The sequence below is a fragment of the Pseudoxanthomonas sp. Root65 genome (assembly GCF_001427635.1).
Lineage (GTDB): Bacteria > Pseudomonadota > Gammaproteobacteria > Xanthomonadales > Xanthomonadaceae > Pseudoxanthomonas_A.
In genome coordinates this window covers 137,756-157,457 of the sequence record NZ_LMHA01000003.1, presented here as the reverse complement: position 1 = coordinate 157,457, position 19,702 = coordinate 137,756, and the positions used below count along the sequence as shown (strand labels likewise).

The 19,702-nt window shown below is 68.4% G+C and carries 19 protein-coding genes; 7 read left to right on the top strand and 12 right to left on the bottom strand.

The window, feature by feature from the left end; translation table 11 throughout:
• Positions 1-71 precede the first annotated feature (71 nt).
• Entirely contained in the window at positions 72-629 is a 558-nt protein-coding gene (locus tag ASD77_RS15420) for a hypothetical protein (RefSeq protein WP_055943956.1), read from the top strand.
• 6 nt (positions 630-635) lie between these two features.
• On the opposite strand, the gene ASD77_RS15415 is transcribed toward ASD77_RS15420, so the two are convergent.
• From ASD77_RS15415 to ASD77_RS15405, 3 genes are all read right to left on the bottom strand, one after another.
• Complete coding sequence (locus ASD77_RS15415) at positions 636-1,067, bottom strand: nuclear transport factor 2 family protein (RefSeq protein WP_055943953.1); 432 nt, start codon at positions 1,065-1,067, stop codon at positions 636-638.
• A gap of 125 nt (positions 1,068-1,192) precedes the next feature.
• Positions 1,193-1,618 (bottom strand): GFA family protein, encoded by a 426-nt coding sequence (locus tag ASD77_RS15410; RefSeq protein WP_055943949.1) that lies wholly within the window; start codon positions 1,616-1,618, stop codon positions 1,193-1,195.
• 73 nt (positions 1,619-1,691) lie between these two features.
• Positions 1,692-2,936 carry an HD-GYP domain-containing protein gene (locus tag ASD77_RS15405; RefSeq protein ID WP_082563359.1) on the bottom strand — a complete coding sequence of 415 codons (1,245 nt, stop codon included), beginning with the start codon at positions 2,934-2,936 and terminating at the stop codon, positions 1,692-1,694.
• Positions 2,937-3,035: 99 nt separating this feature from the next.
• On the opposite strand from ASD77_RS15405, the gene ASD77_RS15400 reads away from it, so the two are divergent.
• The 4 genes from ASD77_RS15400 to ASD77_RS15385 all read left to right on the top strand — a co-directional run bounded on the left by ASD77_RS15400 (position 3,036) and on the right by ASD77_RS15385 (position 5,798).
• A complete protein-coding gene (locus tag ASD77_RS15400; RefSeq protein WP_055943943.1) occupies positions 3,036-3,440 on the top strand; it encodes a GFA family protein in 405 nt (134 codons plus the stop codon).
• 98 nt (positions 3,441-3,538) lie between these two features.
• Positions 3,539-4,231 carry a TetR/AcrR family transcriptional regulator gene (locus ASD77_RS15395; RefSeq protein WP_055943940.1) on the top strand — a complete coding sequence of 231 codons (693 nt, stop codon included), beginning with the start codon at positions 3,539-3,541 and terminating at the stop codon, positions 4,229-4,231.
• 72 nt (positions 4,232-4,303) lie between these two features.
• Entirely contained in the window at positions 4,304-5,518 is a 1,215-nt protein-coding gene (locus ASD77_RS15390) for an FAD-dependent oxidoreductase (protein ID WP_055943937.1), read from the top strand.
• 97 nt (positions 5,519-5,615) lie between these two features.
• A complete protein-coding gene (locus tag ASD77_RS15385) occupies positions 5,616-5,798 on the top strand; it encodes a hypothetical protein (RefSeq protein WP_055943934.1) in 183 nt (60 codons plus the stop codon).
• A 5-nt stretch (positions 5,799-5,803) separates the two neighbouring features.
• Here ASD77_RS15385 and ASD77_RS15380 read toward each other — a convergent pair whose 3' ends face one another.
• The 7 genes from ASD77_RS15380 to ASD77_RS15350 all read right to left on the bottom strand — a co-directional run bounded on the left by ASD77_RS15380 (position 5,804) and on the right by ASD77_RS15350 (position 12,269).
• On the bottom strand, positions 5,804-6,250 hold the full coding sequence (locus ASD77_RS15380; RefSeq protein ID WP_055943931.1) for a hypothetical protein: 447 nt from the start codon (positions 6,248-6,250) through the stop codon (positions 5,804-5,806).
• Between the two features lie 3 nt (positions 6,251-6,253).
• Complete coding sequence (locus ASD77_RS15375; RefSeq protein WP_055943928.1) at positions 6,254-6,460, bottom strand: PspC domain-containing protein; 207 nt, start codon at positions 6,458-6,460, stop codon at positions 6,254-6,256.
• Positions 6,461-6,502: 42 nt separating this feature from the next.
• Entirely contained in the window at positions 6,503-6,880 is a 378-nt protein-coding gene (locus tag ASD77_RS15370; protein WP_055943925.1) for a DUF5329 domain-containing protein, read from the bottom strand.
• Between the two features lie 199 nt (positions 6,881-7,079).
• On the bottom strand, positions 7,080-8,150 hold the full coding sequence (locus ASD77_RS15365) for a class III poly(R)-hydroxyalkanoic acid synthase subunit PhaC (RefSeq protein ID WP_055943922.1): 1,071 nt from the start codon (positions 8,148-8,150) through the stop codon (positions 7,080-7,082).
• On the bottom strand, positions 8,147-9,550 hold the full coding sequence (gene phaE, locus ASD77_RS15360; protein ID WP_055943919.1) for a class III poly(R)-hydroxyalkanoic acid synthase subunit PhaE: 1,404 nt from the start codon (positions 9,548-9,550) through the stop codon (positions 8,147-8,149). The genes ASD77_RS15365 and phaE overlap by 4 nt, the downstream gene beginning before the upstream one ends.
• 72 nt (positions 9,551-9,622) lie before the next feature.
• Entirely contained in the window at positions 9,623-10,237 is a 615-nt protein-coding gene (locus ASD77_RS15355; protein ID WP_055943916.1) for a CDP-alcohol phosphatidyltransferase family protein, read from the bottom strand.
• A 196-nt stretch (positions 10,238-10,433) separates the two neighbouring features.
• The gene (locus tag ASD77_RS15350; RefSeq protein WP_082563357.1) at positions 10,434-12,269 is read right to left on the bottom strand and encodes a 3-hydroxybutyrate oligomer hydrolase family protein; all 1,836 of its coding nucleotides are present in this window, start codon (positions 12,267-12,269) and stop codon (positions 10,434-10,436) included.
• A gap of 132 nt (positions 12,270-12,401) precedes the next feature.
• Here ASD77_RS15350 and ASD77_RS15345 point away from each other — a divergent pair, with 132 nt between their 5' ends.
• Together ASD77_RS15345 and ASD77_RS15340 are read left to right on the top strand one after the other, a co-directional pair.
• Positions 12,402-13,169, top strand: a complete 768-nt coding sequence (locus ASD77_RS15345) for a 3-hydroxybutyrate dehydrogenase (RefSeq protein WP_055943913.1) — start codon at positions 12,402-12,404, stop codon at positions 13,167-13,169.
• 100 nt (positions 13,170-13,269) lie between these two features.
• Positions 13,270-13,932 carry a response regulator transcription factor gene (locus ASD77_RS15340; protein WP_055943910.1) on the top strand — a complete coding sequence of 221 codons (663 nt, stop codon included), beginning with the start codon at positions 13,270-13,272 and terminating at the stop codon, positions 13,930-13,932.
• A gap of 1,381 nt (positions 13,933-15,313) precedes the next feature.
• Here the strand turns inward: ASD77_RS15340 and ASD77_RS15335 are convergent.
• Both ASD77_RS15335 and ASD77_RS15330 read right to left on the bottom strand, forming a co-directional pair.
• A complete protein-coding gene (locus ASD77_RS15335) occupies positions 15,314-15,802 on the bottom strand; it encodes an 8-oxo-dGTP diphosphatase (RefSeq protein WP_055943907.1) in 489 nt (162 codons plus the stop codon).
• Between the two features lie 464 nt (positions 15,803-16,266).
• Positions 16,267-19,596, bottom strand: a complete 3,330-nt coding sequence (locus ASD77_RS15330; protein ID WP_055943904.1) for a PAS-domain containing protein — start codon at positions 19,594-19,596, stop codon at positions 16,267-16,269.
• Positions 19,597-19,702: the final 106 nt, after the last annotated feature.

Here is a 19,702-nt window from a genome sequence, read left to right as displayed (position 1 = left end):
CGGCCCCCGCCGCCGGCACATCATCCCAGCCCAGCATGTCGCCCGGCGCCCTGCGGGCGGGAGGAACGAAGATGACCAGCGATACGATGCCTGAAGCAAATGCCTGTATCCGCGTGCTGCGCCCGCTGTCGTGGGGCGGCGCGCTGGCCCTGCTGGCGCTGCCATGGGTGGCGATGCGTTTCACCGACGAGGTGGCGTGGACCGGCCGCGATTTCGCGCTGTTCGGCGCGATGCTGCTGGTCGCCTGCCTCGCCTTCGAGGCAGCCCTGCGCGTGGCGCGCGTGCCGGCCCATCTGCTGGCGAGCCTGCTGGCCATCGGCACCGCCTTCTTGCTGGTGTGGGCAAACCTCGCCGTCGGCATCGTCGACGAACCGGAGCATCCGGCGAACCTGCTGTTTGCCGCGGTGCTGCTGGTGGGCGTCATCGGCGCCGCGATCTCGAGACTTCAGGCGCGCGGGATGGCGCTCACGCTGTCCGCGATGGCGGCGCTGCAGGTCGTGAGTGGCGCGATTGCCGTGTGGATCGCGTCGCAGACACCGGCGCTATTCGTCCTGGCCTTCACCGGCCTCTGCACCGCGGCGTGGCTGGCGGCAGCCGTGCTGTATCGCAAGGCTGCCGTGGCCCAGTGACGACGATCAACGCGGCTTCATGTGCCACAGCGCATTGACGATGATCCAGCGGTCGCCGTAGCGACCCATGTGGAAGTGATCGACGAACCACGGCGTCTCCAGCCTCACGGCGGCAGTTTCGGCGGTGACGTCGAGGATGCGGCAGCTGCGGTTCCACTGCTCCTTCGGCGTCTTCAGCACGCCCTGGCGCGTGAGCGAGACCAGCTCCTCCTTCGACATGCGGCGAAGGCCGAGGCGTTCGTCGGGCGTGTCGCCGGTCACCGCGCGCTTGGCCAGGTCAGGATGCAGGGCGCGCGCGACGCGCGCGGGATCGCCTTCCAGCTGGCCGTCCACGTAATCCAGGCAGGTGGCTTCGATGGCGGCCAGGGTGGCGGCATCCACCATGGGCGCGGGCGAGGTGGCGGCGGTGGCGGCCATGAGCAGGGACAACAGGGACATGCGGCGTCCTTCGTATGCGGGGATGGGGCCCTATCGCGCCCGTCTCCTGGCACGGGAACGGGCGTCGTGGCGGGCCATCCTCGCCGGCCTCGCATGCATTCCGCACGTGCCGGAAGTCCGCCGGCCTACAGGTAGCCGGCATGCAAGGGCGGATGGTCCCAGTCGTCGCGGCGACCGTCCTCGTACTGCACGGGAATGGCAGCGAACCGGGCGTCGTCCAGGCCATCCAGGGTGGCGACGTTGACCGCGTGGAACCAGCCGTTGAAGGGCGCCATCTCCAGATAACCCTTGCTGAAACCACGCACGCCGCAGTGGCGGCAGAAGTAGTGGTGGACATGGCCTTCGGGCCACCCGGAGGCACGCGCGCGGTAGTCGGACAGCGCGTCGACGCCCTGCAGCAGGCGGAAGCGGTCCTCGCCCAGCACGAACACCTTCCACATGCGGGTCTTCAGGCAGAAGCTGCAGTTGCAGCGCCGCGTGCCGGCGGACAGGTCCAGGTCGCACGCGTAGCGCACGGCGCCGCAATGGCAACTGCCGGAATAGGTGTGCACGGCGGTCTCCTCCCGTTCTGTCGTGGATGTGAAGACGACGAGCGGGCAGTACCGGAATCGACAGCGGCCGCGCTCAGGGCAGCCAGAGCTTCTCGAGTTCGCGGAAGCCCCATTTCTCCGGCGACTCGATGCCGATGATGCGCTCACGGCCGTCGGTGGTGGCCAGGTCGATGTCGGCCAGCAGCAGGTGCGTGCGCGACTTGGCGGAGTAGAACACGCGCACGCGCGGCGCCAGCAGCGTGGCGGGGTTCTGTTCCACCACCACCGCCAGCCGCTCGCTGGACAACCGCACCAGCGTGCCCACCGGGTAGATGCCGAGGCTGCGCACGAAAGCTTTCAACAGCGCAGGGTCGAAGTGGCCCTGCCAACTGGCCATCCGGCGCAGCGATTCGCCCGGGTCCCAGCCGTTCTTGTAGGGGCGGTTGGAAGTGACGGCGTCGTAGACATCGCAGATGGCGCCCATGCGGGTGAGCACGGGCAGCGCGGCGCCCGGCAGCCGGTTGGGGTAGCCGGTGCCGTCCATGCGCTCGTGATGATGGCGGGTGATGTGCAGCACACCTGCCTGGGTGACGCCGCCTTCGCGCAGCAGGCGCTCGCCGTGCACGGGATGCTGGCGGATGACATCGAATTCGTCGTCAGTCAGCTTGCCGGGCTTGTTGAGCACGTGCAGCGGCATGGCCGCCTTGCCCATGTCGTGCAGCAGGCCGCCGAGCGCGGCCTCGTGCAGGTCGGGGCCGGACAGGCCGATCTCGCGCCCCAGCATCACCATCAGGGCGCTGACCGCGACCGAGTGCAGGTAGGTGTAGCTGTCGGCGTCCTTCAGCCGTGCCACGCTGACCAGCGCGGTGGGATGGCGGTCGACCGAGCCGGTGATGTCCCCGATCAGCGGCAGCACATGGCCGGGATCGACGCCACGGCCCATGCGCACTTCGCGGAACATGGCCTCCACCGCGTCGCGGGCCTCGCCGCAGATGCGCCGGGCGCGGGCCAGTTCGGAGGTGAAATCGGCGGGGGCGTCGGGCAGCAGGACCCGGCGCCGCTCCGCGGGCGCGGCGGCATCGGCATCGGCTTCGCTGGAGATGACGGCAGCGCCATCGGCCGGCTCGGCAGCAGCCACGGGCGCCTGCAGGTCCGCTTCCCAGCCGCCACGCGACAGGTCCACGACCACCTGTTCCACGCCGCTGTCCTGCAGCTGTGCCAGCCGCTCCTCGTCCACCACGAACGAGGTCCGCCAGAAGGGATGCTGCATCCATGGGCCGAGCAGTTTCTGCACGTGCATGCCCGGCCGGAGCTCTGCAACATCGAGTGTCTTCAGCATGTACGACTCCACCGACCGGGGTCGGTTACGCTCTGCGTTCCGGCGGTGCCGGCGGGACAGCCCGACCGTCCCGGCATCGATATCGGCACGGGAGGCCGGATGCTGAAGACCTATACGGGGAGTTGCCATTGCGGGGCGGTCCGCTTCGAGGCGGACATCGACCTGACCCAGCCGACCTACCGGTGCAACTGCTCGATCTGCCGGCGCAACCGGTTCTGGCCGGCCATCGTCACGCCGGACCGCTTCCGCCTGCTGGCCGGCGATGACGAGCTGACCGAGTACCGGTTCAACAGCCTGCGCAACTCGCACCACTTCTGCCGGACCTGTGGCGTGCGCCCGTTCGGGATCGGCAACAACGTGCCGGGCGGGGAGCGCATCTACGGCGTCAACCTGGGCTGCCTGGAGAATGTCACGCCCGAGGAACTGGATGCCGCGCCGGTCACTTACGTGGATGGTGCACACGACCGCTGGCAGGAAACGCCCGACTACACGCGTTACCTTTAGCGCGACGCGCGTCCGTCCGTCATGCAGTTGCCACAGTGATACGACCTTTTTGCTAGGCTGGGGCCACATCACCACCCAGCCACGTGCAGGGACTTACCGTGAGCATTCCGTCCGACTATCTGGAAAACGTTTTCAACGACACCACCCACAGCACCTTGCCGCTGCGCCAGCGACCACAGGTGGATCTCTGCCGCCGCGGCGAGATCCGGGCGGAGAAGTTCCTGGATGCGGCCACCGAGGTATTCGCGGAGAAGGGCTACCAGCATGCGCGCCTGAGCGAGATCGTGGCGCGCGCCGGCGGTTCGCTGGCCACGCTGTACCGCATCTTCGGCGATAAGGAAGGCCTGGCCTGCGCCATCCTCGAGCGGCGCATGGACATGCACATCCACGTGCTCAGCGATCTCAACCTGACCGAACTGTCGCCCGAACAGGCGCTGCGCCGGGTGGCGATCCGGATGGCGCAGCTGATGGCCGGCCGCGACTCGCAGGTGGTGTACCGCATCGTGATCGGCGAAGGGCAGTCGTTCCCGGCGCTGCGCGACTGGTTCTTCGACCATGTGGTGGCGTCGATCCGGCAGACGCTGGAGGACTACTTCGAGCAGCAGGTCGCCGCCGGGCGCCTGCAACTGCCCTCGCCCAAGGCGGCCGCGGCCCAGTTCTACATGAGCCTGTTCGGCGACCAGGTGGTGCGGCTGGCCGCCGGCAGCACCCACATGCCCGACGTCGACACGCTGGAAGCGCAGGCGCTGGCGTCGGTGGACCTGTTCCTGCGGGGCGCACTGCCGCGCTGATCCGGCGCACCTTCACCCCGTCCTGTCGGGCGGGCTGCCAGCATCCCCGCATCGAACACCGGCGGGGCGTGCATGGATCTGAAAAGTGGTTACCCCTTCTGGGCGGTCAGCAACGGGCTGATGCAGGCGTTCCCGCAGCTGGACGCCGACCATCGCTGCGACGTGGCGGTGCTCGGCGGCGGCATCACCGGTGCGCTGATCGCCGATGAGCTGGTGCAGCATGGCTTCGATGTGGCGGTGCTGGAGCAGCGCGACATCGGCTGGGGCAGCACCGCCGCCAGCACCGCGCTGCTGCAGTACGAGATCGACACGCACCTGGTCGACCTGGCCAAGCGCCACGGTGAAGACAATGCCGCCCTCGCCTATCGCGCCTGCGCCGACGCCATCGACCAACTGCACGAGGTCGCCTCGGCCTGGCGCGACGTCGGTTTCGCCCGCAACCGCAGCCTGTACTACGCCAGCCGGCGCCGCGATGTCGGCAGCCTGGAAGAAGAGTGCGCCGCACGGCAGAAGCACGGACTGGAGGTGGAACTGCTGTCGTCCGAGCGCGTGCGCGACGATTACGGCTTCGATGCGCCTGCCGCCCTGCTCAGCCGGCAGGCCGCACGCGTGGATCCGTACCGCCTGACCCATCGCCTGCTGCAGCGGCTGCAGAAACAGGGCGCCTCGGTCTTCGACCGGACCCGCGTGGACGACATCGCCACCACCACGCGAGGCGTGGCGCTGCGCACCGATACCGGCCTGACCGTGCGCGCGTCGTACTTGGTGGTGGCCGCGGGCTACGCCAGCCAGCACTGGCTGAAGAAATCCGTGGCCCGCAACCGCAGCAGCTATGCCGTCATCAGCGATTCGCTGCCGGAAGCGGCGCTGGGCTTTCTCGCCGACACGCTGCTGTGGGAAACCGCGCGCCCCTACCTGTATGCGCGCACCACCTCCGACCGCCGGCTGCTGCTGGGCGGCGAGGACGATGCCGTGGACATCCCTGCCAAGCGCGACGCCCGCGTGGACAAGAAGGCACAGACGTTGCTGAAGCGGCTGCATCGCCTCTTTCCCGAACTGGCACTGACCCCGGCGTTCTCCTGGGCCGGCACCTTCGCCGAGACCGAGGATGGCCTGCCGTTCTTCGGTCCGCACCCGCAGTGGGGACCGCGGGTGCACTTCGCGATGGCCTACGGCGGCAACGGCATCACCTACAGCATGCTCGGTGCCGGCCTGCTGCGTGCGTTGATCGAGCGGCGCCGGCACGCCCTGTGGCCGCTGTTCTCGTTCGACCGGCTGGAACGCTGAACGAGGCGCGCTCGCTTCGCTTCCGTTGACGCTGCCGTCATGCCGCGATTACGTGCCGCGTCGCACGCTGGCATCGCACCCTCACAGGAGCGCCGTCATGCCTCGTGGTGACAAATCCGCCTACACCGACAAACAGAAGCGCCAGGCCGAACACATCGAAGCCTCCGAACGCGCGCAGGGACGCTCGAAAGACGAAGCCGAGCGCATCGCCTGGGCCACCGTCAACAAGCAGGATGGCGGCGGCAAGAAATCCGGATCAGGACGGGCCAGACCTCATTGATGCGACTACGCTGACCGCGAGGGCCACCAGCCCTTGCCGGTCATGGCGTATCGATCCGCAGCGCGCTCGAACGGATTGCGCACGCTGACGCCGCCGCACACCAGATAGACCGGCAGGAACAGCGGCCCCAGCACCATGTACTGGTAGACGTGCGCGCGCTCATGGTCGCCCAAGCGGATGCGCGGGTGCTGCGTGCGTCCGGCGCGGTGCTCGTAGGTGATGCATTCGGATTCCAGCGTCTCGCCGGTGTGCAGGATGGTGTTGCCGAAGGTGATGGCGCCCCCCGGTCCCCACGGCCAGCGATGGAAGACGAGGGCGAAATCGCGCCGGCTCCATTCCGCACGCGCGCCGAACGGCATGCCGGCGGCGCCGGCGATCAGCCCGATCAGCGAATTGGGCACCGCCCAGACGACACCGAGCACACGTGCGATCCACAGCCCCGCTGGCGCCATGGCTCAATCCTGTTCGTTGGGCATCAGCAGCCAGAGGATCAGATAGACCAGGATGCCCGGGAACGCCGCCGATGCGATCGACACGATCACGAACAGCACGCGCAGCAGCGTGGCGCTCCAGCCATAGCGGTGCGCAATGCCGCCCATCACGCCGGCGATCATGCGGTCGTTCAACGAGCGTGCGAACGGTTTGGAACGCGTGTCGTTCATCGCCAGCCACTCCGCGTCATGGTCCGCGGCCAGTCTAGCGCGTCAGCGGACCGGCGCGCCTGAACCACGCAGCGCCGCCAGCTTCGCCCTGAACCAGGTGGCCGCCGGCTGTGTAGGCTGGCCGGGACAGCGCACCTGGTAGGCACGTCCGCTGATGCTGCTCTTGCTGGCGGCACGCTCGATGAACAGCTCGGCGGTGTCGGCCAGGTCGCGCTTGAGCAGGTAGTCGTACTTGCGCTGCAGATGCTTGCGCGCTTCTTCACGCCCGTGCCACGTGCCGTTGCGCTGGAACTCGCACGACGAGGCCGACAGCGCATCCATCAGCCCCTGGATCTCGCGCTTGGCGGTTGGTGAAGGTGCGGCCGGCGCAGAGCTGGCGAAGGCGAGCAGACAGAGGATGGTGAGCAGGTATCGATGCATGGCGACAGTCTATGTCAGCGAGGGTGAGCGGCACATGCCGCCCCGCCGTTGTGGGAGCGACGTGAGTCGCGATCGCTACCGGTTATCGTGATGAAGCATGCGTCGAAACGCGCCCGTCAGGCGAACGATAGGATCGATGAAGCACGGGGTCGGGCGATCGCGACTTACGTCGCTCCCACAAGAGCAAACACGCACGCGCCTACCGCGCGCGTTGCCCCAGCCAGTGATGGATCGCCGTCGGCACTTCGCGCTGCGCACGGCTGGACACGTAGATGCCGATATGGCCACCCTTGAAGCTCAGCTCGGTGTAGTCGGCGGTGCCAACCACGTCCTTCAGCGCGCGCGAGGCATCCGGCGGCACCAGGTGGTCCTGTTCGGCGTAGATGTTCAGCACCGGCATGTCGACGAAACCCAGGTCCACCGCTTCGCCGCCGATCTCGATGCCGCCCTTGATGAAGCCGTTGCGCTGGTAGAACTGCTTGATGAACTGGCGGAAGGCTTCGCCTGCCAGGTCCGGAGAGTCGAAGATCCACTTCTCCATACGCAGGAAATCCTCGATGGCACGCTTGTCGTCCAGGATGTCGACCAGCCCCACGTACTTCTGCAGGTTCAGCCGGAACGGCTTCAGCATCAGGTAACAGGCATTCATCATGTCGGCCGGCACGTTGCCCAGCGCATCGACGAACAGGTCCACGTCCAGCTCGCGCGTCCAGTGCGAGAGCATGTTGTCCGGCGTGTGGAAATCCACCGGCGTCACCATGGTGATCAGGTTCTTGACCTTCTCCGGGTGCAGCGAGGCGTAGCACAGCGAGAACGCGCCGCCCTGGCAGATGCCCAGCACGTTGACCGCGTCGCGGCCGCTGCTGTCGCGCAGGTGGTCCACTGCGCCGTCGATGAAGCGGTTGATGTAGTCGTCCAGTTCGAGGAAGCGGTCGGACCGGTCGGGGTAGCCCCAGTCGATGACGTAGACATCTTCGCCCTGCGCCAGCAGGCCCTTCACCAGCGAGCGGTCGTGCTGCAGGTCCACCATGTACGGCCGGTTGACCAGCGCGTAGACGATCAGCAGCGGGATTTTCGCCGTCGGCGCCTTCTCGCCGATGAAGCGGTACAGCACCACCTTGCCGTCGCGCCAGACTTCCTGCTTCGGCGTGGCGCCGTAGTGCACCTCCTCGACCTCCGGCAGCGTGTGCAGGCCGGCGGAGAGCTTCTGCGTCAGCGTGGTGGCCTCGTGGGCCAGTGCTTCGGCGGTGAAGTTGAGCGGCCCGTTCATTTGCCGCTACCCCGCTTGGCCTTCTTGCCTGCCTTCGGCTTGTCCGCGGTGGCCGCGCGCGTCGCGTTGCGTGCCACCCAGTCCTTCATCGATACCACCGAGCCAGGCGCGGGCTTCGCGCTCGATGCGGGCGCAAGCTTCTTGGCTGCTTTCTTCGTCACCGGCGCCTTCGGCAGCGCCTTGGCAGCGCGCTTCTTCGCCTTGGCAGGTGCGGCGGCCTTGCCAGTCGCCACCGGCGCACGCGCCGTTCTTGTCGCCACTGGCGCAGCTGCGGCCACGGCGCGGCGAGCCCGCTTCTTCGGTGCCGCTTTCGTGGCGGCGGCACGCTTCTTCGCTGCGGCCTTGGGCGCTGGCGCCGGCTTGCGCCGGGCCGGCGCGCGCTTCCTGGCCGGCTTCGGCGTTGCGGCCGCCGGAGCCGGCGGCGGGGCTTCCGCGGCAACCGGAGCGTCGGCAGGTGCGGGTTGCCGCTGGACGGGCGCGCGGCGCACGGGGGCCGACTGCTGCGCACGCGTCAGCTTGCGCAGTGCGCGTTCCAGTTCGACGACCTTGCGGTGGGCGGAGTCGACTTCGGTGCGGGTCGGCATGCCGAACAGCGTGCAGACCTGTTCGACCTCGCGCTGCACGCCGAGGCGCAACCGCGCCTGCGCGTTGGCCAGGCCACCGTAGGCATGGCGGAAGTCGTTGGACATCGCCACCTGTGCGTAGGCTTCTTCGGCCGCATCGATCCAGAGGTCGAACAGCGCGCGGGCGTTCTGCAGCTGGCGGCCGGGTTCGGCGTGTTCCTCCAGCTTGCGCTCGAAGCGCGCAAACGCATCCTGCGCCACCTGCAGCATCAGCTGGTCGTACTCGCCGACCTGTCGCTGGTAGTCCTGGTAGGCCTGCGCCAGTTGCTGCCAGCGCTCCTGGTGCTCGCGCGACAGGCCGAACGTGGGCAGGTGCATCCAGCGGTCGCCGTCGCGCTGCAGGTTGTCCAGCCAGGGGCGCACCTGCTGCATCCAGCCGTCCATGCCGTGCGCGCCGCCCTGCATGCTGCGGAAGATGTCGGCGAACGGGTTGTGCGCCGGGGTGGGTTCGGCCATGCCCAGCGCCGAACGCCAGGCGCGACCGATGTCGGTGGCGTCATGGTCGCGGCCGGTGAACTGCGCGGCGACCTGCTGCATCTGCCCGAACCACTGCCCTGCCTGTCGCTGGAACCGGCCGACGGCCTCGTCGACCTGCGGCTGCCCGCCGGGCACCAGCTTCGACCACCAGTCGACCGTCTGCTGCCAGCCCGGGGCCACGCCCGGCATGGCCATCGTCGGCGTTGCGCCGGACTGCCGCAGGGCATCGCCCCACAGACTCCAGTACTGCTGGGCCACCGATTCGAAATCGCCCGGCCACGGTGGAACGGAATTTGCCATGTGCCCTCCCTTCCCGACCGATTCTAGCCGCGGCAGGCCGCGCGTGCATGACGCGCCCTCACCTCACGGTGCTCAGGGCTTGGGAATGCGCAGCGTCTTGCTGATCATCAGCGTGCCGGACACCGCATACAGCAGCACCAGCGGGTGCAACAGCCAGGGCCCCAGCTTCACCTCGCCCAGCCACAGCTGCGGGCCCACGTGGCCCAGATAGGCCGCGATGGCCAGCAGCACCACCAGCACCAGACTGGTGGGGATGGGCGTGCCCTCGAAGAACTTCACCTTGTCGCCGCCGTCGGCCAGCGTCTCGGCGGTGACGTTGTAGCGCGCCAGCCGGCTGACGCCGCAGGCCACGAAGTACGACAGCACCAGCCAGTCCCAGCCGCCCTGCATGCCGCAGGCGTAGGCCAGCGCCGCCGGCGCCACGCCGAAGGAGATCACGTCGGCCAGCGAATCCAGTTCCCGCCCCAGCACCGAGGCCTGCTTGCGCCAGCGCGCCACGCGTCCGTCCAGCGCATCGAAGATGAAGGCCAGCGGGATCAGCGCCATGCCGATCATCAGGTCGCGCAGGATGCCCTCCTGCAGGAAGCGCATCGAGGCGAACACCGCGCCGGTGCCGCAGAACGCATTGCCCAGCGTGAACCAGTCGGCCAGCTGGAAGTCGCGGATCATCGAGAAGTGTCGGGACATGGGGGCGGGCGCGACCGGAACGGGCCTACAGAGTAAGCCGAACCGGGTGAAACCGTTGTGGGTGGGACTCGGCTCCTCGTTGTGGGAGCGACGTAAGTCGCGATCGAACGGAGTCCTGATAGCCGGAATTCCCGGTCGCCTCCCACAAGACCGGTGGTCCATTCGCGACTTACGTCGCTCCCACAGCTGTCGATAGCTACCTCGGAATCGCCAACTGGCTGGCCTCAACGCTGCCCGCGCCCCGCGGCTGCGCACTGATCAACGCATTCGCCGGCAGCTCGCGGCTGCCATCCAGCGTGGCATCGACCTGGTCCAGCGCCGCGTAGACATAGGGGAGCAATGGCACATAGCGCGTGCCGTACGCCGGCAGCGCAAGGAAGCCATCGAAGTGCTGCGCATGCCGCACCTGCCAGTAGCGCACGTCGGGGTTGGCGGCGCGTGCGGCCTCCACGTAGGGCGCGCTGGAGAAGGCCGGCGGCACCAGTCCATCGTCCAGACCATGGATCACCACCACCGGGCGGCGCGTCTTCGGGAAGCGCGCCGCGGTCTGCGCGATGCCGGCCTGCACCCGGCGTGCATCGTCGCTGCTGCCGGTCTGCAGCGCGCGCAGGCACTGCAGGCCCGGCAGGGTGAAGTCCGGCGCGGCGAGCTTCATGTCGACGATACCGACCCCGGCCCCCGGCGGAATCCCGCTGCCCTCGGACCACCATGCGGCGCGCTCGGCGGCACTGGCGGCGCGTGCGCTGAAATCGGCGTCCTGCGCCGAGAACGCAAAGCCGCACGGATGCTCGCCCACGCCGTAGCGTCCGTACGCGGAGGCGTATGTCACCGCGACCGCGCGCCACAGGTCGAAGCCGACGCTGAGCGCGCCGGCCACCAGCGCTTCGTCGGTCCAGCCGTTCGCCTTTAACTGCGAACGCGCCGATGCCGCCTGCGCCTTCGCATCCGCGCCGGTCACCAGGCCGGCCGCTTTCAACGTGGCGCAGCGCGCCACCCACAGCGGTTCGACCTGCGCGCGAAGCGGCGGCTGCGGCAGCGCATCCGCCGGCAGGTCCAGCAGCGCGCACGGCATCAGCAAGGCGGCTTCGGTGGTGTAGTCGTACAGCGAGCGCGCCCCCGGCGCATCGGCCGCATGGATGTTGGGCTCGCCGGCGACCACCGCGTCCAGCCAGCCGCCCTCCTCTTCGCTGGCACGCAGCACCGCGCCGCCGCCATTGGAAATGCCCACGGCGATCACGCGGGTGTTGTCGAAGCGGAACGGCGCGGCCTGCGGAAAGGCATGGTCGAGCGACGCCAGCGCAAACTCGGCGGCCTGCTTCACGTGCCGGCCCCAGTCCGCTTCCGGATTGTCCTTGGAATGCGCGTGCTTGACCGCCACGCCACTGGCGCCGACCGGTGCGTCGGGCACGAAAGCGAGCGTGTCGACACCCAGTTCGCCGACCGTGCCGTCCTCGCGCGCGCCACGCTGCTCATCCAGATCGAAGTAATCGGTGCCCGCGCCCTTGTCGGTGTAGGCGACCGCGCACCCCTTCGGCAGCGCCCAGGGCGCCGCCACGGCGATGGCGCCGTAAACACCACGCGAACCGGACGAGGCGGTGACGACGACACAGCGCTTGGTGGTGTCGAAATTGTCAGGCACCTGCACCAGCACGCGATGCGGCTGGGACGCACCCGGCACTTTCGCCAGTGCGGAATACTCGCGTCCCGGCACGCTGGCCACGCTGCCATAGGCCTGACCGTAGCCGCCGGTCAGCGACAGATCGGCGATGCCGCGCCAGTTCGCCCAGACCGCGCGGCGGCGCAGTTCGGCCGGGGTCGGGTTGGCCGGGTCGGCGAACGCGGGCGCCGCCATCGCCCGCAGGCCGTCCAGGCCCAGGCCGGCGGTGAGCAGGTCGTCGCTGCCACGGTGCTCGGTGACGCGCTGGGGCTGGATCATGTGGGCCACCGCTTCAGGCTTGGAGGGGGCGCTGCTGCAGGCCGCCAGGGCCGCGCCGAGCAACACACCACAGGCAATGCGCGTCTTCGCGTTCATGCGTGAAAAGCATCCAGGGTTCCGGTCAATGCCACGAAACTACGCTTCGCGAGAAGCGCCGTCATCGTACTTTGGTACCACGAAGCGCGCGCGCCTGCCTGCTACCCTAGCGACGACACGCAGGAGTTCCCCATGCAGCCCACCCACACCCTCCTCATCACCGGCGCGGCCAGCGGCATCGGCGCTGGCATCGCCGCGCAGCTCGCCGAAGCCGGTCGCCACGTGATCGTCAGCGACCTCAACTTCGAGGCGGCCGAAGCGGTCGCCACGCAGATCCGCACTGAAGGCGGCTCCGCCGAGGCGGTCGCCCTGGACGTCACTTCGCAGGACAGCATCGAGGCCGCACTGGCCACGATCTCGCGGCCGATCGACGTACTGGTCAACAACGCCGGCCTGCAGCACGTCTCGCCGCTGGAGGACTTCCCGATCGAGAAGTGGGACTTCCTGGTGCAGGTGATGCTGGTCGGCGTGGCCCGACTGACCCGCGCGGTGCTGCCCGGCATGCGCGAGCGCGGCTTCGGCCGCATCGTCAACATCGGCAGCATCCACGCCCTGGTCGCCAGTCCGTACAAGAGCGCCTACGTCGCCGCGAAGCACGGTCTGGTCGGCTTCTCCAAGGTACTGGCGCTGGAAACCGCCGACACCGACATCACCATCAACACGGTCTGTCCCAGCTACGTGAAGACCCCGCTGGTCGACAAGCAGATCGCCGACCAGGCGCGCACGCGCGGCATCTCCGAGGTCGACGTGGTCAGCCAGGTGATGCTGAAGCCGATGCCGAAGGGCGTGTTCATCGGCCTGGACGAACTGGCCGGCATCACCGCCTTCCTCACCTCGCCCGCCGCCCGCAACATCACCGGCCAGACCATCGTGGTGGATGGTGGCTGGACCGTGCAATGAGGCGAGTGGATAGTGGAGAGGAGTGAGGAGTGAGCCAAAGCCCAGCTCCTCGCGGTGGCCTTTCCTCACTCCTCACTTCTCCCCACTCACGCCTCACCTGATGCCTAACCTGCTGATCGCCGATGACCATCCGCTGTTCCGCGCCGCCCTGCGCGGGGCCGCTGCGGATGCCGTGGCGCAGCTGACAGTGCGCGAGGCCGAATCACTGGACGGCGTAATCGCCACGCTGGAAGCGCACGACGACATCGACCTGGTCCTGCTCGACCTGCACATGCCCGGCAACCACGGGCTGGCGGGACTGGCGGCGATCCGCGCGCAGTTCCCCGCGGTCGCGGTGGCGGTGGTGTCGGCGAACGACGACCCGCGCGTGGTGCGCCGTGCGCTGGACCATGGCGCCGCCGGTTACCTGCCGAAGAGTTCGGGGCTGGATGAGCTGCGCGATGCGATCCGTAGCGTGCTCGCTTGCGAACAATGGCTGCCCGCCTCCTTGCGCGGTGCGGTCGCCCGTTCGCAGTCCTCCGCGCACGACACCGACCTGGCCGCTCGCCTGGCCAGCCTGTCGCCGCAACAGTTCCGCGTACTGACGCTGGTGGCGCAGGGCCTGCTGAACAAGCAGATCGCCGACCGCCTCGACGTGCAGGAGCGCACCGTGAAAGCCCATCTCTCCGCGATCTTCGACCGCCTCGGCGTGCGCAACCGAACCCAGGCCGGCGTCGTGTTGCGCGAACTGGAACTGGCGGATCCTGCACGGCAGATCGAGTAAGCCCGGATCGTCATCCCGGCGCAGGCCGGGACGGCGGCGCGGCAACCGTCATCCCTGCGCAAGCCAGGACCCAGTGTCTTTCGCTTCCCATGCTCGAGAGCGATGCAAGTCGCTGGGTCCCGGCGTTCGCCGGGATGACGGCACTACTTCTCGCCCTCGAGGACGTCATCCCAGCGCACGCTGGGATCCATTTGCGCTTTTGCGGTTGCTCTGCGTCGGATCTGATACGACGCACTGGAATGCTAAGAAGCAAGAGCAAGATGGGTCCCAGCGTTCGCTGGGACGACGGCTGGGGAATCGTCATCCCGGCGCAGGCCGGCACCCAGTGTCTTCGGCTTTCCATGCTTGCGAGCGCTACACGTCGCTGGGTCCCGGCTTTCGCCGGGATGACGGCACTACTTCTCACCCTCGAGGAGGTCATCCCTGTGCACGCTGGGATCCATTTGCGCTTTTGCGTTTGCTCTGAGTCGGACGTGTACCAAACAAGATCAAAATGGGTCCCAGCCTTCGCTGGGACGACGGCGCGGGATTCGTCATCCCGGCGCAGGCCGGCACCCAGTGTCTTTGGCTTTCCATGCTTGCGAGCGCTACATGTCGCTGGGTCCCGGCTTTCGCCGGGATGACGGCACTACTTCTCACCCTCGAGGACGTCATCCCAGCGCACGCTGGGATCCATTTGCGCTTTTGCGGTTGCTCTGCGTCGGATCGGATAAGACGCGCTGGAATGCTACGAATCAAGAGCAAGATGGGTCCCAGCGTTCGCTGGGACGGCGGTGCGGGAACCGTCATCCCGGCGCAGGCCGGGACCCAGTGTCTTTCGCTTCCCATGCTTGAGAGTGCTGCACGTCGCTGGGTGCCGGCTTGATCCGCCATTCGGCGGTTGAAAACCGCGGGGATGACGGAACACCGCCATTGCGTGAAACCTTCATTGCCGTGAGACCGCCATCGGCGATGATCATAATTTCGCCACCCATCTTGACAGCCTTGCGCCGCAACGCGTGCAGATGCTTATCCACATGTTGGTCGACAGACCATCCACACCCGGTGTGGACAACCCGGACACCGCATCGTCATGGCCTGGTCAAAAATTCGCCACACATCTTGACAGGCTTGCGACACAAGGCGCCGGCGCGGTTATCCACACGGTTTCCCACGCGCTCTCCACATGGCGTGTGGACAAGCGTCAGCCGTGGAACACAAGGCGGCCTGGTGCAGGAGCGACGTCAGTCGCGACCGGGATACGAGGCGATCCTGTCGCTTTCGCCAGGCAGGATCGCCAGAGAGTTGTTTCCCCGGTCAAGGTCCTCCATGGATAAGGATCCGAAGTCCGCGGTCCGCGGTCGCGACTGACGTCGCTCCTACAGGGTCCAGCACGCGGCCTTCAGATGCGCGAATAATCCCACGACACCATGCGGCCATCGCGGTACGGCATGACGCCGTGGAAGCCGCGCGGATCGGCGTCGAACACCAGCGGCAGGAAGTGGCGGTCGCCGTCCCACAACGGCAGGTCCATGATCTTCTCCACCGGCACCCACTCAAGCGTGCCCTCGGGATTGCGCTCGAACGGCGTGCCGCTGTAGGCCGTGACCACGAAGAGGAAACCCAGCCAGTCCTCGCCGTTCTTGCCGAAGCCCGGCCAGCTGATGGTGCCGCGCAGGCGCATCTCGTCGCAGGTGATGCCGGCCTCCTCCAGGATCTCGCGCCGCATGCCGGCCACCACGTCCTCGTCGCGCTCGATCTTGCCACCCAGGCCGTTGTACTTGCCCAGGTGCTGGTCGTCCGGGCGCGCATTGCGATGGATCAGCAGCACCTGCGAACGATCGGGCGACAGCACGTAACCGAGGGTGGCGACGATGGGGGTGTAGGGCATGGAAGAACCTTCTGCGGCGAAGCGCGGATTCTACCCACTCACGCCGTCATCCCGGCGGCATTCAACCGCCGGAGGGCGGGTCAAGCCGGGACCCAGTGCTTTCTGAGCAACCACGAATCCTGGAAATCGAGTCGCTGCGGCCCGGCTTTCGCCGGGATGACGGAACTTCTTCCGCCCCTCGAGGACGTCATCCCAGCGCACGCTGGGATCCATTTGCGCTTCTTGCGGTTGCTCTGCGTCGGATTTGATCCAACGCGCTGGAATGCTACGAAGCAAGAGCAAGATGGGTCCCAGCGTTCGCTGGGACGACGAGACCACTCATCCCTCCAGGACGTCATCCCAGCGCACGCTGGGATCCATTTGCGCTTTTGCGGTTGCTCTGCGTCGGATCTGATACAAGGCGCTGGAATGCTACGAAGCAAGAGCAAGATGGGTCCCAGCGTTCGCTGGGACGACGATGGCGGCTACATCGTTCGCGCCGCCAGCATCCGGTCCAGCACCGACTTCAGCGCCAGCGGCCGCACGGGCTTGGCCAGCAGCGGCAGTTCGGCATCGCGCACGGCGCGGCGGACCGCTTCGGTCTGGTCGGCGCTGAGGATCAGGCAGGGGCGGTGGCCACGCGTGGCACGCAGACGCTGGGCCATCGCAACGCCCGTATCGCCAGCATCCAGGTGGTAATCGAACAGCCACAGGTCGGCCGCCTGTGCACGCAACGCGTCTTCTGCGGCGACGCTGTCCCGGGCGGTGGCGACGCGACATCCCCACCCTTCGAGCACCTGCTGCAAGGCGGACAGCGCAACGGGATCGTTGTCGACTGCCAGCACATGGCGACCGGCGAGGCCCGGCTTGCCGAACGCCACCGGCGCGGCGACGGGTGCGGTCGCCCGCGGCAGATCGACCGCGAAGACGGCGCCGCGCCCCACCCGGCTGCGCAGCGACAACGGCGCGTCCAGCAGCGTGGCGATGCGGTCCGCGATCGACAGTCCGAGCCCCAACCCCTGCCCCGGCACATCGTCGCCGCGCCGGAACTCCTCGAAGATCCGCTGCTGGTCGGCCTGCGCGATGCCCGGGCCGGTGTCCCATACCTCCACGCGCAAGCGCTCACCGATGCGCCGCACGCCCAGCCGCACACCACCGCGCGCGGTATAGCGCACGGCGTTGGCGAGGAAGTTCTGCAGGATGCGCCGCAGCAGTTGCGGATCGGTATGCACCCACGCCCGCGTCGGCACCATGGCGAACGACAGGCCGCGCTCGTGCGCCAGCACGCGGAACTCGGAGGCCAGCGGTTCCAGCACTTCCATCAAGGGCAGGTCGCGCGGTTCCGGCAACAGGCCGCCCGCTTCCAGCCGCGACATGTCCAGCAAGCCGGTCAGCAGGTCGGTGGTGGAATCCAGCGCGCCGCGCACCTGCAACGCGGTTTCGCGCTGGCGCGGCTCCGGCAGCTGCTGCGCCAGCGCATCGGTGAACAGTTGCGCCGCGTGCAGCGGCTGCAGTAGATCGTGGCCAATCGCGGTCAGGAAGCGGCTCTTGGCATCGTTCGCGTGCTCGGCTTCGCGCTTGGCATGCTCCAGCAGCGCCGTGCGCTCGACCACCCGCTGTTCCAGCGTCTCGTTGGCCTGCTTCAGTTCGCGCTCGGCCTGCCGCGACGCGGTGACGTCGGTATAGGTGGCGACGAAGCCGCCGCCCGGCATCGGATTGCCGCGGATCTCCACGATGCTGCCGTCGGGAAAGACGCGCTCGGTCAGGTGTGGCGTGCCCGCGCGCATGAAGGCCAGCCGCCGTTCCAGGGCACGCTCGTCCCACCCGCGTTGCGGCATGCGCTGCAGCGCCCAGCGGGTCAGGTCGGCGATCGGCCGCCCCACCTGCAAGACCTCCGGCGGGAAGCCGAACATCTGCGCGTAGCGCCGGTTCCAGGCCACCAGGCGCTGATCGCGGTCGATCACGCTGATGCCCTGGCTCATGTTCTGCAGCGCGGCCTCCAGCACCTGCTGGTTGAAGCGAAGGTCCTGCGAAACCTCGCCGACGATGGCGGCCACGGTTTCCAGGTCGCCGCTCTCGCGGCGCGCGGCATCCAGCAGCAGGCGCGCCGAGGCCGAACCCAGCACCGCCGCCAGTTCGCGCTCCAGCCGTGCCTCGATGGGTGCCGGAACCGGGCCGCTGCGGGGCGCATCGGACAGCAGTTCCTCCACGCGTTCGCGCGAGAGGAAGCGACGGCCGGCGTCGCGCAGCGTCTTCGCATCGAAACCACGGCTGTCGGCGCGGCGCGGCGCGCTGCCGTGCCAGCCCGTCACCAGGAACGTCACTGCGGTGCCGAGGAACAGACTGACGCCGACCGCCCGACCCAACCGGCTCCAGCCGGTCAGACCGAAGAAGCCATCCGGCGACAGGCTGGCCAGACCGAACGGACCACTCTGCAACCACGCCGGCGCCACGCCGCGCGCATCCATCGCCACCGGCAACAGCAGCAGCCACATCCAGACGGCGAATGCGGCGACGATGCCGGCGATCACCGCGCGCGGCGGCGTTTGCGGACGCCAGATCGCAAACCCCAGCGCCGGTGCCAGTGTGGCCAGCGCCGAGAACGACACCGCGCCCACGTCGGCCAGCGCGTCGTTGCCGGCGACCAGCCGGCTGTACGCCCACGCCAGCAGCATCACCGCCACGATGCCGACGCGGCGTTGGGCCAGCACCGCACCCCGCAGGTCGCCGCCGCGGCCGCGCAGCCAGCCGCCGCGCAGCAGGCCGGGCGCCAACCAGTGGTTGCCGATCATCAGGCTGAGCGTCAGCGTGCTGACCACCACCATGCCGGTGGCCGCGCTCAGGCCGCCGAGGAAGGCCAGCAACGCGAGGCCCTGATGACCCTGCGACAGCGGCAGCGCCAGCACGTAAAGATCGGACGGTACGGCATCGCCGAACATCGCCCCGCCCGCCCGCGCCAGCGGCAGCAGCGGCGCGGCCATCAGCACCATGTACAGCGGGAACAGCCAGCGCGCGGTGCGCACGTGGCGCTCGTCGCGGCATTCCACCACCCCCACGTGCACCTGGTGCGGCAGGGTGAACATCGCCAGCACGCCCAGTGCCACCAGCGGCAGGAACCCGTAGGTGGTGGACGGCGGTGCCGAGGGCACCGGCGGCGCCGGCGGCAGGTCCGGCAATCCGAACCAGACGAACAGCCCCAGCGCCAGCATCGCCGCCAGCTTGAACAGCGACTCGAACGCCATCGCCAGGATCAGCCCGCGGTTGTGCTCCACCGCACTCGCGCGGCGCGTGCCGAACAACATGGCGAACACCGCCATCGCCAGCGCCACGTACAACGCGCTGTCCTGCCACGCCGGCAAGGCGTCATTGCCGGGCGAACGCGTGAGCAGCGCGAAACTCATCGCCACCGCTTTCAGCTGCAGCGCGATGTAGGGAATCAGCCCCAGCGCGGCGACCAGGGTCACCGTCGCGGCCAGCCAGCCGTCCTTGCCCAGCCGCGTGGCGATCAGGTCCGCCAGCGAGGTCGCATTCGACTCGCGTGCCAGCCGCACCAGCCGCACCAGCAGGAACGCACCGAACACGTACAGCAGGATGGTGCCCACGAAGGTCGGCGGCAGCGGCCAGCCATAGCGCGCCGCCTGCGTCACCGTGCCGAAGAACGTCCATGAGGTGCAGTACACCGCCAGCGACAGCGCATAGATGTACGGCCATTGCACCGCCAGCACGTGCGGCCGACGCTCGGCATACAGCGCCGTGCCGAACAGCACGCCCAGCCACAGCAGCCCGGCCAGCACCACCATGCCGACGCTCAGCATCCCGTCATTTCCCCGGCGTGGTGCGCATGGCGTGGCATGCGGCGAGCATAACGCAGCAACGGCGGGCTTTCGCCCGGCGCTGCCGTTCCCGCATCGTTACCTTGCG

What these genes read in the sequence shown, in the direction of transcription:
- ASD77_RS15420 (WP_055943956.1), top strand. Translation starts at nt 72, where the DNA reads ATGACCAGCGATACGATGCCTGAAGCAAATGCCTGTATCCGCGTGCTG.
- ASD77_RS15415 (WP_055943953.1), bottom strand. Translation starts at nt 1,067, where the DNA reads ATGTCCCTGTTGTCCCTGCTCATGGCCGCCACCGCCGCCACCTCGCCC.
- ASD77_RS15405 (WP_082563359.1), bottom strand. Translation starts at nt 2,936, where the DNA reads ATGCTGAAGACACTCGATGTTGCAGAGCTCCGGCCGGGCATGCACGTG.
- ASD77_RS15400 (WP_055943943.1), top strand. Translation starts at nt 3,036, where the DNA reads ATGCTGAAGACCTATACGGGGAGTTGCCATTGCGGGGCGGTCCGCTTC.
- ASD77_RS15390 (WP_055943937.1), top strand. Translation starts at nt 4,304, where the DNA reads ATGGATCTGAAAAGTGGTTACCCCTTCTGGGCGGTCAGCAACGGGCTG.
- ASD77_RS15385 (WP_055943934.1), top strand. Translation starts at nt 5,616, where the DNA reads ATGCCTCGTGGTGACAAATCCGCCTACACCGACAAACAGAAGCGCCAG.
- ASD77_RS15380 (WP_055943931.1), bottom strand. Translation starts at nt 6,250, where the DNA reads ATGGCGCCAGCGGGGCTGTGGATCGCACGTGTGCTCGGTGTCGTCTGG.
- ASD77_RS15375 (WP_055943928.1), bottom strand. Translation starts at nt 6,460, where the DNA reads ATGAACGACACGCGTTCCAAACCGTTCGCACGCTCGTTGAACGACCGC.
- ASD77_RS15370 (WP_055943925.1), bottom strand. Translation starts at nt 6,880, where the DNA reads ATGCATCGATACCTGCTCACCATCCTCTGTCTGCTCGCCTTCGCCAGC.
- ASD77_RS15365 (WP_055943922.1), bottom strand. Translation starts at nt 8,150, where the DNA reads ATGAACGGGCCGCTCAACTTCACCGCCGAAGCACTGGCCCACGAGGCC.
- phaE (WP_055943919.1), bottom strand. Translation starts at nt 9,550, where the DNA reads ATGGCAAATTCCGTTCCACCGTGGCCGGGCGATTTCGAATCGGTGGCC.
- ASD77_RS15355 (WP_055943916.1), bottom strand. Translation starts at nt 10,237, where the DNA reads ATGTCCCGACACTTCTCGATGATCCGCGACTTCCAGCTGGCCGACTGG.
- ASD77_RS15350 (WP_082563357.1), bottom strand. Translation starts at nt 12,269, where the DNA reads ATGAACGCGAAGACGCGCATTGCCTGTGGTGTGTTGCTCGGCGCGGCC.
- ASD77_RS15345 (WP_055943913.1), top strand. Translation starts at nt 12,402, where the DNA reads ATGCAGCCCACCCACACCCTCCTCATCACCGGCGCGGCCAGCGGCATC.
- ASD77_RS15340 (WP_055943910.1), top strand. Translation starts at nt 13,270, where the DNA reads ATGCCTAACCTGCTGATCGCCGATGACCATCCGCTGTTCCGCGCCGCC.
- ASD77_RS15335 (WP_055943907.1), bottom strand. Translation starts at nt 15,802, where the DNA reads ATGCCCTACACCCCCATCGTCGCCACCCTCGGTTACGTGCTGTCGCCC.
- ASD77_RS15330 (WP_055943904.1), bottom strand. Translation starts at nt 19,596, where the DNA reads ATGCTGAGCGTCGGCATGGTGGTGCTGGCCGGGCTGCTGTGGCTGGGC.